This is a genomic window from Streptomyces sp. SID1328 (assembly GCF_009865595.1).
GTDB classification, from domain to species: Bacteria; Actinomycetota; Actinomycetes; order Streptomycetales; family Streptomycetaceae; genus Streptomyces; species Streptomyces griseoluteus.
Window position 1 is genome coordinate 1 of sequence record NZ_WWKH01000168.1, and the last position, 12,926, is coordinate 12,926.

Consider the following 12,926-nt stretch of genomic DNA (forward strand, 5'->3'; position numbering starts at 1 on the left):
TGGTCTCGCTGGCCCAGGAGCGGGGGCACGGCGGGGCGGTGAGTGCCTCGGAGATGGGGGCCCGCGCCGAGGCGCTGCGCCCGGTGGAGCGGACGGCGCGGCGCGCGCGGGTGGCGGCGTACAACTCGGTGGTGGAGGAGCGGGAGCGGCGCTGAACCCCGGTTCAGTCGGTCATGCCGTGGCGTACGGCCCACAGGGCGGCCTGGGTGCGGTCGGCGAGGTCGAGTTTCATCAGGATGTTGGAGACGTGCGTCTTGACGGTCTTCTCGGAGAGGACCAGGGCGCGGGCTATCTCCCGGTTGGAGCGGCCGTCGGCGATGAGGCCGAGCACCTCGCGTTCCCGTTCGGTGAGTGAACTGCCCCTGCCTTGGCCCGAGTTGGCCTCTTCCTGGGTGAGGAGGGCGTCGGCGACCTCGGGCTGGAGCAGGATGTGCCCGGCGTGCACGGAGCGGATGGCGGCGGCGAGGGCGTCGGGGTCGACGTCCTTGTAGACGTACCCGGCGGCGCCCGCGCGCAGGGCCGGTACGACGGTACGGCGCTCGGTGAAGCTGGTGACGATCAGTACGCGTGCGGGGTTGCCCAGCTCGCTGAGCCTGCGCAGGGCTTCGATGCCGTCGGTGCCCGGCATGAGGACGTCCATCAGGATCACGGCGGGCCGCAGTTCCTCGGCGCGGGCGACCCCCTCGGCGCCGTCGGCCGCCTCGCCGACCACCTCGATGTCGTCCTGCACCTCCAGGAAGGTGCGCAGGCCACGGCGGACGACCTGGTGGTCGTCGACGAGCAGCACCCTGATCGGCTCAGCCACCGGGCACCTCCATCTCGATCGCGGTGCCCTTGCCGGGCGCCGATTCCACGGTGAGTGTGCCGCCTGCGCCGTCGGCCCGGTCCCGCATGGAGACGAGGCCGAGATGGCGGCCGGCCCGGCGGACGGCGGTGGGGTCGAAGCCGCGGCCGTCGTCGGTGATGCGCAGGACGGCTCCCCGGCCGCGCCGTGCCACGTCGACGTGGACGTTCTCGGCGCCGGAGTGGCGCAGGGCGTTGTGCAGGGCTTCCTGGGCGACGCGCAGCAGGGCTTCCTCCTGGGCGGCGGGCAGGGCGCGCAGGCCGTGGCCGGTGAAGGTGACGCGGGCGGTGTGGGCGCGGTCGAGGACCTGGATCTGGGTGCGCAGCGTGGCGAGCAGGCCGTCCTCGTCCAGGGCGGCGGGGCGCAACTCGACCACGGCGGCGCGCAGTTCGTCAGCGGCCTCGGCGGCGAGGGCGGCGACCTGGTGGAGTTCCTCCTTGGCGCGGGCGGGGTCGCGGTCCACGAGGGCGGTGGCGGCCTGGGCGGTCAGGCGCAGGGAGAACAGCTTCTGGCTGACGGCGTCGTGGAGTTCGTGGGCGAGGCGGGAGCGTTCCTCTGCGATGGTCAGCTCGCGGCTGCGTTCGTAGAGGCGGGCGTTGGTGAGGGCGATGGCGGCGTGCTGGGCGAGGATGCCGAGCAGGTCCTCGTCCTCCGCCGTGAAGCCGCAACCGCCCTGCGGTCGGGTGCAGTTCTTGTTGGCGAGGAACAGCGCCCCGATGATCTCGTCGCCGTCGCGTACGGGCAGGCCCAGGAAGTCGGCGAGTTCGGGGTGGGCGTCCGGCCAGCCCTCGAAGCGCGGGTCCTCGCGCACGTCGCCGAGGCGGACCGGGCGGCCCTCGCGCAGCATCGCGGCGAGGATGCCGTGCTGGCGGGGCAGCGGGCCGATGGCCTTCCACTGGGCGTCGCTGACGCCGTCCACGACGAACTGGGCGAAGCCCCCGTGGTCGTCCGGGACGCCGAGGCCCGCGTACTGGGCGTCGAGCAGTTCCCGGGCGGAGGCGACGATCGTCTTGAGGACGTCGCGCACCTCCAGATGCCTGCTCATGGCCAGCAGGGCGGCGCTCACCGCGGCGAGACCGGACCGGGGACCTGGGTGCATGCCCTCACGGTACCGGCGTGGCGCGGGGAGGCGGCACGAGGAGGTACAACGCGCGCGCGGGCGGGCGGGCACGCACAGACAGCAGGGTGTCCGGAGAGTTTGCTAACGCAGAGAGACGCTCGATGACCTCCACGTGACATCGATCCCGTACCGGTGTGAGCCCCCGCATAGGGCGCACATCACTTACGAACGGACATAGGAGACAGAGCACCCCAGATGAACGGGGATGATGTGTTGATCTGTCCCGTTTTGCGTGGACCTGATCCACTACCCGGCTTCGTACGTCACATCGTTGCCAGGCCATTTTGCGCCCGCTAAGAATTGCTCCTGTCGCTCAGCGCCGCGGTTCACCCCGCGGCGTTCGTGCTGGAGGAACGGATTTCCCCGGCGGACGCGAGAGCGACCTCCGCGCCAACGAAGAGGTCCATCAAGCCATGCCCAACAGCACCCTGCATCGTCGTCTCAGTCGCCCGCTCGAGAAGTTCTCCGCGCTGAACAAGCAGCACAAGATCGCCATCGCGGGTGTCAGCACCCTCGGTGCCGCCGCCATCGCCCTGTCCGCCGTTCCCGGCGGTGCCACGACCGTGGCCGGTGGTACCCCGGCCGTGGCCGCCAAGCCGGTGGCCGCCGAGCAGAGCCAGACCCGCGACCTGCACGCCACGCTCAGCAGCCCGCTGACGAGCGACAAGGTCAAGCTCGACGCCATCGCGGCCAAGCAGAAGGCCGCCGCCAGGCAGAAGGCCGCCGACGCCGCGAAGAAGGCCGCCGCCGAGCGCAAGGCCGCCGAGTCGCGCTCCGCCAAGAAGGCCGCCGACCGGTCCGCGAAGCGTCCCCAGATGGAGACGGTCGCCGCGAAGACCTACCGCAACAACCTCGACGGCTGGATCCGCCAGTCGCTCGACATCATGCGCGCCAAGGGCATCCCGGGCAGCTACCACGGCCTGCACAAGAACATCATGCGCGAGTCCTCCGGCAACCCCCGCGCCATCAACGGCTGGGACATCAACGCAGTCAACGGCGTCCCGTCCAAGGGTCTGCTCCAGGTGATCCCGCCGACGTTCTCCGCGTACCACGTGAAGGGCACCTCCTGGGACATCTACGACCCGGTCGCCAACATCACCGCCGCCGCCAACTACGCGGCGCACCGGTACGGCACGATCGACAACGTCAACAGCGCGTACTGAGGTCGGCGCGGACCTCTGAGACGACGCGGAAGGGCGGCACCCGAACGGGGTGCCGCCCTTCACGTGCCTCCTCGCAGAGCGAGCGCCGCTACTTGCGCATGACCTCGGGCTCGTGCCGCCGCAGGAAGCGCGAGACGAGGAAGCCGCAGGCCACCCCGAGCGCGATCAGCACGACCATGTCCAGGCTCCAGGCCGCCGCCGAGTGGTCCCACAGCGGGTCGGTACTGGTCGGGTCGTCGGTGTTCGGCGCGATGTTGTTGAAGTCCAGCGTGGTGCCGGCCGCGGCCACCGCCCAGCGGGACGGCATCAGGTACGAGAACTCGTTGACACCGGGCGTGCCGTGCAGGGTGAACAGGCAGCCGGTGAACACGACCTGGATGATCGCGAACATCACCAGCAGCGGCATGGTCTTCTCCGCGGTGCGCACCAGCGACGAGATGACCAGGCCGAACATCATCGAAGTGAAGCCCAGCGCCATGATCGGCAGGCACAGCTCGAACAGCGTCGAGCCGCCGAGGACGAGGCCCCGGTCCGGGATCTCCCGGCTGGCGAAGCCGATCAGACCGACCATGAGGCCCTGGAGCACCGTGACGGCGCCCAGCACCACCACCTTGGACATCAGGTACGCCGAGCGGGACAGGCCGGTCGCGCGCTCCCGCTCGTAGATCACCCGCTCCTTGATCAGCTCGCGGACCGAGTTCGCCGCGCCCGCGAAGCAGGCGCCGACCGCGAGGATCAGCAGGACCGTCGTCGCCGTGCCGTTGGGCACGTGCAGACCCGTTCTGGGGTTGAGCGGGTTGACCAGCAGCCCCTTCTCGTGGTCGATGAGCAGGCTGACCGCGCCGAGCACGGCGGGCAGGATCACCGTCAGCGCCAGGAAGCCCTTGTCGGAGCCGATGACCGCCACGTACCGCCGGACCAGCGTCAGCAGCTGCGAGCCCCAGCTCTGCGGCTTGGGCGGCTTGACCGCCTGCGGCGGGGGCGCGGTGACGGACTGGGCGGCGACCGCGTCGAGGTCGGCGGCGTACATCTGGTAGTGCTGCGAGCCCTTCCAGCGGCCCGCCCAGTCGTAGTCGCGGTAGTTCTCGAAGGCGGAGAAGACGTCGGCCCAGGTGTCGTAGCCGAAGAAGTTCAGCGCCTCCTCCGGCGGGCCGAAGTAGGCCACCGCGCCGCCCGGCGCCATCACCAGCAGCTTGTCGCAGAGCGCCAGCTCGGCGACGGAGTGGGTGACGACCAGGACGGTGCGGCCGTCGTCGGCGAGACCGCGCAGCAACTGCATCACGTCGCGGTCCATACCCGGGTCCAGGCCCGAGGTCGGCTCGTCCAGGAAGATCAGCGAGGGCTTGGTCAGCAGCTCCAGAGCGACCGAGACGCGCTTGCGCTGGCCGCCGGAGAGGGACGTGACCTTCTTGTCCTTGTGGATGTCGAGCTTCAGCTCGCGCAGCACCTCGTCGATACGGGCGTCGCGCTCGGCGGGCGTGGTGTCGGCGGGGAAGCGCAGCTTGGCCGCGTACTTCAGCGCCTTCCGGACGCTCAGCTCCTTGTGCAGGATGTCGTCCTGCGGGACCAGGCCGATGCGCTGGCGCAGCTCGGCGAACTGCTTGTACAGGTTCCGGTTGTCGTAGAGCACCTCGCCCTCGTTGGCGGGGCGGTAGCCGGTGAGCGCCTTGAGCAGGGTGGACTTGCCGGAGCCGGACGGGCCGATGACCGCGATCAGGGACTTCTCGGGGGCGCCGAAGGAGACGTCCCGCAGGATCTGCTTGCCGCCGTCGACGGTGACGGTGAGGTGGCGGGCGGAGAAGGACACCTCACCGGTGTCGACGAACTCCTCCAGGCGGTCGCCGACGATGCGGAAGGCCGAGTGGCCGACACCGACGATGTCGTCCGGGCCGAGGACCGCGGTGCCGCCCTTGGCGATGGGCTGGCCGTTGACGTACGTGCCGTTGTGCGAGCCGAGGTCGCGGATCTCGAAGCGGCCCTCGGGGGTGGTCTGGAACTCGGCGTGGTGCCGGGAGACCTGGAGGTCGGAGACGACGAGGTCGTTGTCCAGCGAACGGCCGATGCGCATCACGTGGCCGAGGGAGAACTGGTGGAACGTGGTCGGGCTGCGGTCGCCGTGGGCCGGCTGCTCCGGCGCGGCGGGAGTGCCGCCCTGCTGGTGCGGGAAGGCCGGGGCCTGCTGCGGGCCGCTGTGCCACTCGGCGCCGTGCGGCTGCGCGGCCTGCGGTACGGCCTGCGTCTGCTGGGCCCACACGGCGGACTGGGCGGCGTACGGCGCTGCCTGCTGCGCGCCGGCCGCGGTCAGGTTCAGCCGCGGGCCGTCGGTCGCGTTGCCCAGGTGTACGGCCGTGCCGGCGCCCAGTTCCGTCCGGCCGACGCGGTGGCCCTGCACGTACGTGCCGTTGGTGCTGCCGTGGTCCTCGATGACCCAGGTGTGCCCGTCGAAACGGACCGTGGCGTGGCGCCACGACACCCTGGCGTCGTCGAAGACGATGTCGCCCTGCGGATCACGTCCGAGGGCATAGGACCGGGACGGCTCCAGCGTCCAGGTCCGTCCGTTTGTTTCCAGTACGAGTTCCGGCACTCCATGCCCCACTGAGTTGTCCCCCGAATTACCCCCGACACGGGGAGTCTAGGGATGTCGAACATCGTGGGGAACTATTCCAGGCGGGACCGCCCAACTGTTAGTCGGGCGTGGGTGCGCACGGGACACGGGGGGCGGATACCGGTGTGGAGGGGGGTAATTGACCGCGACCGGGACAGGAGCCACGATCCGACCGGACGGTCTGGAAACAACTCACAGGATCTTTACAGGAGTTCACATCTGTTTCTAATATCAGCGCCGTCGGGTGTCTCCCGGTGCGCGGAGGGACTGCGAGGTGATGGACCGGACGGGTCCGTGGGCGCGTCCGCGCTCATTTCACTTCTGCGAGGAATCACCTGTCGATGTCGATCACTCTCACTCGTACCGTGCGTCGGGCGGTGTTCTGTGCCGCGGGATGCGCGGCGGCTCTGGCCGCGGTGGCGGCGGCCGACCTGCCACCGCTGCCGGGCGGCCCGGCGGACCACACCGCACAGACGGCCGGAACGGCCTCCGTCGCCACCGCGCCGAGCGCGCGGATGTTCCCGCTGTACGCTCGTAAGTCCAACGGGCACCTCTACGACTACGAGCCCAAGGGCACCGGCGGGTTCAAGTCCGCCGTGGACATGGGCGCGGGATTCGGTGACGCGACCGCGCTCGTGCAGGCGAGCGCGTCGGCCGGGGGCAACGGCAACGACCTCTACCACCGCATGGGCACCACCCTCTACTACACCGCCGAGGCCGGTGCGGACACGAAGGTGATCGGCAACGGCTGGGACGTGTACAGCATGCTCGTCTCGGCGGGGAACATGGGCGGCACCGCCGACCCGGACCTGATAGCCCGCGACTCGGCCGGCGCCCTGTGGCTCTACCAGGGCCGGTCCGACGGCACATTCCTGGGCAGGATCCGCATCGGAACCGGCGGCTGGAACGGGATGAACCAGCTCATCGGGCGGTCGGACTTCACCGGGGACGGCAAGACCGACCTGGCCGCGCGTGCGACCGACGGGACGCTCTACATCTATCCGGGCACCGGGAACGCGGTGGCCGACGCCGCGCTCGGCAGCCGGATCACGGTGGGCAAGGGCTGGGAGGCGTACAAGCAGATCGTCTCGACCGGCGACAACAACGGTGACGGCAAGGCGGATCTGCTCGCCGCCGACACGGCCGGCGGGCTCTGGCTGTTCAAGGGCACCGGCACGCCGAGTGCGCCCTTCGCCGCCCGGACGCAGGTCGGCTACAGCGGCTGGAACGGCTTCGACACCCTCTTCTAGACCCTCCGCCACTCCCCCCTGACAGAACGGTTCACCTTTCCATGCGCATCGACGCATCAGGGACTGCGAGACGGAGCGCCGCCGGCCGGCGCTTCGGCGGCTGGTCCCGATTCCTAGCCACCACCACCCTGGCCACCTCGGTCACCGTCGCCGTCGCCGGCAGCGGTGTCCAGCCGCTGCCCCGCGTCGCCACCGCCGCGGCGTCGGCCGACGCCCCCGCCGGCGCGTACGACCTGGAGGCCGCCGCACAGGTACGGGCCGACCAGTGCCGCCTCGACTTCGTGCTGCGCAAGGGCGGCGCGCAGATGAAGGCCGTCGCCCGCGCCGGCCTGCACGGCACCGACGCCGAACTCCACACGGCGGCCGGTGACGACTACTGGACGGCCACTCCGCTCTCGGACGCCTACGACGCACGCGGCAGGTCGGTCGGCGACTTCGCCGGCTACCTCACCCGCCGCTTCGGGCTCCCCGGCGGCGACCCCGACGAGGTACGGCGGCAACTGCTGCGCCGCAGGCCACCCGCGTGCCTGGTGGTGGGCGGCGTCGACCGGGCCCAGGACCCCGAGGCCCTCATGGATCAGTTACTGGGCCGGCTGGCCGCCCGCGCCCGCCCGCGCGGCCTCCGTCTCGTCCTCGGCTTCGAGGGCACACCCCCGCCCGGCCTGGCCTACGACGTCTCCCTGGACCCCGAACCGCTGCGCGGGGACCCTGCTCGCAGCGTGAGCGCCGCCGAGGTCCAGGCGGCCCTCGGCCGGCTCGCCGTACAGGAGGAGGCCGCCTCCGCGCTCCAACTGGACTGGGGGGTGAAGTTCTTCGCCGCGCCACGGCTGCCGCCGCTGGCCGCGCCCCGCCTGCGGGTCCGGCTGGCCGTGGCCCGCGCGACCGAGCCCGACCCCGAACTCGGCGCGATCCACGACCAGGCCGCCGACGCCCGCGCCGCCCTGACCCGGTTCGAGCACGGACTGGGCCGCATGATCACGGCCCACGAGGACCTCACCACCTCCCTGGAACTGCACCGCGTCCGGGCCGCCCGGTACTTCGGCGACGAGGACCGCCGGCTCGCCGAGCGCCACGCCCCGGCCGCCCGCGCCCTCCAGACCGAGCCGATCGATCTCGGGGCCGCCCGCGAACTGGTCCGGCGCTACATCGACGAGGTGAACCGCCGGTTCGAGGAGAGGTGACGGGTGACGACGAGCCGCCAGCTGTGCAACCGCCCCGACTGCGGGCGCGGCACCATCGACGAACAGGGCTTCTGCGACCGGTGCGACCGGCTGACCCTGCCGCAGGACGGCACGGCGCCCGACCCCCCGGCGCGGACCGGCGCGAGCGCGGGCGTGGCACAGGTCCGCCCCGACCCCTGGTACGGCCTCGGCCTGGTCGACCCCGTCCAGGCCCCGGAGGCCCTCCAGGTCCCGGACGTGCCCTCGGAACCGGTGGCCGAGCAGCACCGTTTCTGCCCCAACCCGGTGTGCGGGCAGCCGGTCGGCCGCGGCCACGACGGCGAGCCGGGCCGGACCAGCGGTTTCTGCCCCCAGTGCGGCACCGGCTTCGACTTCACCCAGCCGGGCGGCTTCACCATCGCCGACCGCTACGAGGTGCGGCGCACCCTCGGCTCCGGGGCGTACGGCGCCGCCTACCTCGCCCACGACCGCAACCTGGCGACCGACGTCGTCCTCAAGGCGCTGCACAAGTCGGTGGCCAAGACCGCGCTGCACGAGCGGGACATCCTGGTCGAGCTGCGGCACGACAGCATCGTCCGCATCCTCGGTTACGAGGACGAGGGCCCGCACCTGGTCCTCGAGTACGTCCCCGGCGAACCGCTCGCGGCCCGCCCCGGTGACCGTCTCGAAACCCTGCTGGCGCACGGCGTGCGCGTCCTCCAGGCGCTCGACTACCTGCACGCGCGCGGCCTGTTGCACTGCGACGTCAAGCCGCTGAACATCATCCGCTTCCGGGAGGAGAACCCGGCGGGCGCGCTCGACCGGGTGCGGCTCATCGACTTCGGCGCGGTGCGCAGCCAGACCAAGGACACCGGCCCGGTGGTGGCGTTCACCAGGGCATACGCTCCCCCGGAGTCCGACCCGGAGCATCTGCGCCCCACTCCCGGCTTCGACCTCTACGGACTCGGCATGACCCTCCGCGAGATCTGCCGCTCCTACGGGACCGACCGCTCCGCTCCCGGCGTCGATTCCCTCCATCTGCTGCTGGAGCGCGCCACCCACCCCGAGCCGTGGCGGCGGTTCGGATCGGCCCGCCAGTTCGCGGAGCAACTCAGCGGTGTCGTACGGCAAGTGGTGGCAGCCCCTCCCACGTGCCGCCAAGTGACGCGCCTGTCCGCCCTGTTCGGCCCCGCGCCCGAGCCACTGCACGGCGGCCTGGGCACCGCCCGCCCCCTCGCCCACTGGGCCGCGGCGCGGCCGGACCGGGACGCGCTGCTGGAAATGGCTCCACCCTTCCGCACCCCGGACCCCGGCGATGTGGCGGCCACCCTCCCGGCCCCCCTGTCCGACCCCGACGATCCGGGCGCCGGAGGGGCGCTCACCGAGAGCCGGCTGGCCCTGCGCCGCAAGGACGCCAAGGGGGCGGCCGAGCGGCTCGCGGCGGCGGGCCTGCCCGACTGGCACTGGCTCACCGGCTGGTACTGCGGCCTGATCGCCCTGGCCGACGGGCACCCGCAGCGGGCCGCCGTCGCGTTCACCGAGGTACGCAGGGCGCTGCCGGGTGAGCTGATACCGGGCCTCGCCCTCGGCCTGTGCGCCGAACTCCGCGGCGACGGCACGGCGGCCCGGTCGCACTACGGCACCGTCTTCGACACCTCCCCCGCCCTCGGCGCGGCCGGTTTCGGGCTGGCCCGCGTACTGCTGCTGGCCGGCGAGCGCGCCAAGGCGGTCGAGGTCGCCGAGAAGCTGGCCAAGGAGTTCCGCTACGAGCGCGAGGCACGCGTGGCGGCAGTGCGCCTGCGCGTCATGGTCCGCCCGGATCTCTCACCTCCCACCGAGGACGACGTGGACCGGGCCAGGGCGGCCCTGCCCGGCCTCGACGTGACCGACGCGGCGGTCGCCGCGCTCCGCGCCGAGATCCAGTACGCGGAGTTCCTGCGCACCCGCGACCGGCTGAAGCTGTCCGACGCCGTCCGCGCCCTCGGCCCGCACGCGCCCACCGAACGTGAGTACGTCGCCCTGGTGGATCTGGCGAACAAGCTGCGTCCGGCTCTGAGTTGGGGATGGTGGGGAAAGCGCGACAGATCGGGTCACACCCGTTCCGGAGCCGCACCCGGACCGCTAAGCTTGTAAGACGTTCCGTCGATGACGGGAGCACGCTCCGCAACGAAGCGCAGCGACAGATCGGGTGGTGCCGGTGGGGGACAGGACACCCTTGGGGCTCAGCTTTGCCCTGGAAGTGGACTCGCCCTCGGACCTGCCCTACGACGAGCGGCGCGCGGACGCCCTGATCACCGTCACCGCACACTCCGCCGCCGGCCCGTCACCACAGGTCCGGAGCGCCCAAGTCCTCATCATGGACCGCTCGTTGTCGATGTCCCGGCACAAACTGGACGAGGCGAAGCGCGCGATGTGCGCGGCCATCGACACCCTGCGCGACGGCACCCTGCTGGGAATCGTCGCGGGCAACCACCAGGCCGAGGTGATCTTCCCGCCGACGGGTGGTCTGGCCGTCGTGGACGCCCGGTCCCGCGAGGAGGCCAAGCTCCGGGTCGCCGGCCAACTCGCCGAGGGCGGAACGGCGATCGGCCAGTGGCTCGACCGTGCGCGTGATCTCTTCGCCTCGGTGGAGTCCCCCGGCACGGTGCGCCACGCGGTGCTCTACACGGACGGCAAGGACGAGCACGAGACACCCGAGCAGCTCGCGGAGATCCTCACCTCGTGCGCCGACCGGTTCATCTGCCACGCACGGGGCCTGGGCGAGGACTGGCATCACGACGAACTCCTGCGCATCACCCAGGCGTTGCACGGCACCGCCGAGGCGGTCGTCACCATCGGGGACCTCACCGAGGACTTCACCCACCTGATGCGGGAGGCCCAACGCATCGTGGTCCCCCGGCTGTATCTGGGCCTGCGCCTCAACAGCCGCTTCCAGCTCGCGTTCGTACGGCAGACGCGCCCCACTGAGGCAGACTTGACGTCACGTCAGTTGATAGACGGCGAAACCCATGTCCCGCTGGGCTCCTGGCCCGCCGAATCCCGCCAGTACCAGGTGTCCCTCCGCTTCGACCCCGGCACTCTGGCCGTCGACGAGCTGATGCGCGCCGCCCGTGTCGTCCTGCACGCCGAGTTCCCCGACGGCACCCGCCGCCCCTGCTCCGAGAGCGCGGCCATGGTCGTACGCCGCCGCGCGACCCCCGGCTTCGGCATCGTCCGCTCCCCCGACCTGACCCGCGTCGAGAACGAGCGCGAACTCGGTATGGCCATGCGCGCCTGCGCGGACGCCCAGCTGCGCGGCGACCTCGACCGCGCGGACCGTGAACTGCGCCTGGCGACCGGCCTCGCGGAGTCCCTCGGGGACACGGCGCGCCTGCGTCTGCTGCGCGCGGTGGCGACCACCGGCCCCGACGGCCGGCCCCGGCTGCGGCGGGACGCCTCCCGTGGAGAGATGCTCCGCATCGGTGTCGACTCCACCAAGACCGTGAGCCGCCCGGTCGGGTCACGCGAACTCTCCGTGCGGAACACCGGTCTGCCCCGTGTGTGCCCCCGGTGCGACACGACAGCGACCTCCCCCACCGCCAAGTTCTGCGAGGAGTGCGGTCACCCGTTCGGGGCCGGGGGCCCGGTGGACGCGTTGTGACCGGCGGGTGGCCGCAGGCGCCCCATACGGTCGTGATGCTGCGGTGGCTGCGGGCGGGCGTGCTGACCACGGTGGCGGTGACGGCGCTGCTGTACCTGGTGGTGGCGAACGGAGCCGAGGAACAGATCGCCGCCGCCGGCCGTACGACGACGGCCATATGGCACATCGGCGCGGCGTACGACCAGGCCGGGGCGGCCGACACCGCGCTGAAGGCCGTCTCCCGGACCGGCGCGATCGACCTGATCGGCACCAGCGGCGACTTCGCCAACGCCACCGCCCGCGTCAGCTCCCACCTCACCTCCGCCACCGAGGGCAACGCGGCCGGGGAACAGGGGCTCAGCCACATCCAGTTCGTCCAGGGCCAGTTGACCACCTGCGTACAGTCGGCCAACACGGCGATCCTGGACGGCAGACCGGGCCTGGACCGCGCCCGCGACGCGCTGGACGACGAGCCGGAGTACGACGGCGGGAACCCGGTCCCCTTCACGGGCGGCCTCAAGCAGTCCCTCATGGACCTCAAGGCACTGGAGGCCGACGCCCGCGACCGCCAGCGCAGCTCGGGCTGGCGGGACCCCGCCCTCCTCCGGAGCCTGTTCCTCGGCCCGCTGGCGGTCATGCTGCTGCTGGCCGGCGTCACCGGCCGCCTCATCGTCCACCGCTTCCGGCGCTACCCCGGCCCGGCCCTCGTCCTGGCGCCGCTGGCCACCGCGTCGATCAGCATCCCCATGTGCACGATGAACCCGCCGAACGTGGCGATCGCGCTGCCCGTGCTCGCCGCCGCCGGTGCACTCGGGTACCTGGCCTACCGTCCCCGGCTCGCCGAGTACAGATTCCCGCCCTCGGCGCCCCGTGCCCGAGGCGGCCACACGCCGGGCGCGAGCACCCCCAGGGCGTAGGCGCGGGCGACCAGTTCGGTGCGGTTGGCCGCGTGCCAGCGGGCGGACAGGCGGCGCAGGTGATACGCGACACCGTCCCGGCTCAGGCCCAGCTCACGGGCGGCCCGGCCGGTGGTGGCGCCCCGGGCCAGCAGCGCCAGCACCGCGCCCTCGACCGGGGTGACGGACGCCGGTTCGGCGGCGGGCTCCGGCTCGCTCTGTCCGAGCACCCGGAGCATCACCAGCAGCGCCGGGGTCTCGTTCGTGGA

Annotated in this window: 10 protein-coding genes; 6 read left to right on the forward strand and 4 right to left on the reverse strand. The window is 72.0% G+C overall.

Annotation, left to right across the window (positions count from 1 at the left end; translation table 11 throughout):
* Positions 1–163 precede the first annotated feature (163 nt).
* Both GT030_RS04825 and GT030_RS04830 read right to left on the reverse strand, forming a co-directional pair.
* Positions 164–805, reverse strand: a complete 642-nt coding sequence (locus GT030_RS04825) for a response regulator transcription factor (RefSeq protein WP_161199989.1) — start codon at positions 803–805, stop codon at positions 164–166.
* The gene (locus GT030_RS04830; protein WP_161199990.1) at positions 798–1,943 is read right to left on the reverse strand and encodes a GAF domain-containing sensor histidine kinase; all 1,146 of its coding nucleotides are present in this window, start codon (positions 1,941–1,943) and stop codon (positions 798–800) included. The genes GT030_RS04825 and GT030_RS04830 overlap by 8 nt, the downstream gene beginning before the upstream one ends.
* Before the next feature lie 434 nt (positions 1,944–2,377).
* Here GT030_RS04830 and GT030_RS04835 point away from each other — a divergent pair, with 434 nt between their 5' ends.
* Positions 2,378–3,127: a transglycosylase SLT domain-containing protein gene (locus GT030_RS04835; RefSeq protein WP_161199991.1), complete on the forward strand. Its 750-nt coding sequence runs from the start codon at positions 2,378–2,380 to the stop codon at positions 3,125–3,127.
* Between the two features lie 88 nt (positions 3,128–3,215).
* On the opposite strand, the gene GT030_RS04840 is transcribed toward GT030_RS04835, so the two are convergent.
* Positions 3,216–5,711 carry an FHA domain-containing protein gene (locus GT030_RS04840; RefSeq protein ID WP_346009567.1) on the reverse strand — a complete coding sequence of 832 codons (2,496 nt, stop codon included), beginning with the start codon at positions 5,709–5,711 and terminating at the stop codon, positions 3,216–3,218.
* A gap of 362 nt (positions 5,712–6,073) precedes the next feature.
* Between GT030_RS04840 and GT030_RS04845 the strand changes: the two genes are divergently transcribed.
* From GT030_RS04845 to GT030_RS04865, 5 genes are all read left to right on the forward strand, one after another.
* Positions 6,074–6,982: an FG-GAP-like repeat-containing protein gene (locus tag GT030_RS04845; protein ID WP_161199993.1), complete on the forward strand. Its 909-nt coding sequence runs from the start codon at positions 6,074–6,076 to the stop codon at positions 6,980–6,982.
* 41 nt (positions 6,983–7,023) lie between these two features.
* Positions 7,024–8,163, forward strand: coding sequence for a hypothetical protein (locus tag GT030_RS04850; RefSeq protein WP_161199994.1), 1,140 nt, complete (start codon positions 7,024–7,026; stop codon positions 8,161–8,163).
* Positions 8,164–8,166: 3 nt separating this feature from the next.
* Complete coding sequence (locus GT030_RS04855) at positions 8,167–10,275, forward strand: tetratricopeptide repeat protein (RefSeq protein WP_161199995.1); 2,109 nt, start codon at positions 8,167–8,169, stop codon at positions 10,273–10,275.
* Between the two features lie 82 nt (positions 10,276–10,357).
* Positions 10,358–11,782 carry a vWA domain-containing protein gene (locus GT030_RS04860; protein WP_161199996.1) on the forward strand — a complete coding sequence of 475 codons (1,425 nt, stop codon included), beginning with the start codon at positions 10,358–10,360 and terminating at the stop codon, positions 11,780–11,782.
* A gap of 35 nt (positions 11,783–11,817) precedes the next feature.
* Positions 11,818–12,678 carry a hypothetical protein gene (locus tag GT030_RS04865; protein ID WP_161199997.1) on the forward strand — a complete coding sequence of 287 codons (861 nt, stop codon included), beginning with the start codon at positions 11,818–11,820 and terminating at the stop codon, positions 12,676–12,678.
* On the opposite strand, the gene GT030_RS04870 is transcribed toward GT030_RS04865, so the two are convergent.
* Positions 12,585–12,926: LuxR C-terminal-related transcriptional regulator (locus GT030_RS04870; RefSeq protein ID WP_237522206.1), on the reverse strand; the 342-nt coding region annotated here is incomplete at its 5' end. The genes GT030_RS04865 and GT030_RS04870 overlap by 94 nt on opposite strands.

Coding starts and splice junctions, on each gene's coding strand:
- GT030_RS04850 (WP_161199994.1), top strand. CDS start 7,024: ATGCGCATCGACGCATCAGGGACTGCGAGACGGAGCGCCGCCGGCCGG.
- GT030_RS04835 (WP_161199991.1), top strand. CDS start 2,378: ATGCCCAACAGCACCCTGCATCGTCGTCTCAGTCGCCCGCTCGAGAAG.
- GT030_RS04830 (WP_161199990.1), bottom strand. CDS start 1,943: ATGCACCCAGGTCCCCGGTCCGGTCTCGCCGCGGTGAGCGCCGCCCTG.
- GT030_RS04845 (WP_161199993.1), top strand. CDS start 6,074: ATGTCGATCACTCTCACTCGTACCGTGCGTCGGGCGGTGTTCTGTGCC.
- GT030_RS04865 (WP_161199997.1), top strand. CDS start 11,818: ATGCTGCGGTGGCTGCGGGCGGGCGTGCTGACCACGGTGGCGGTGACG.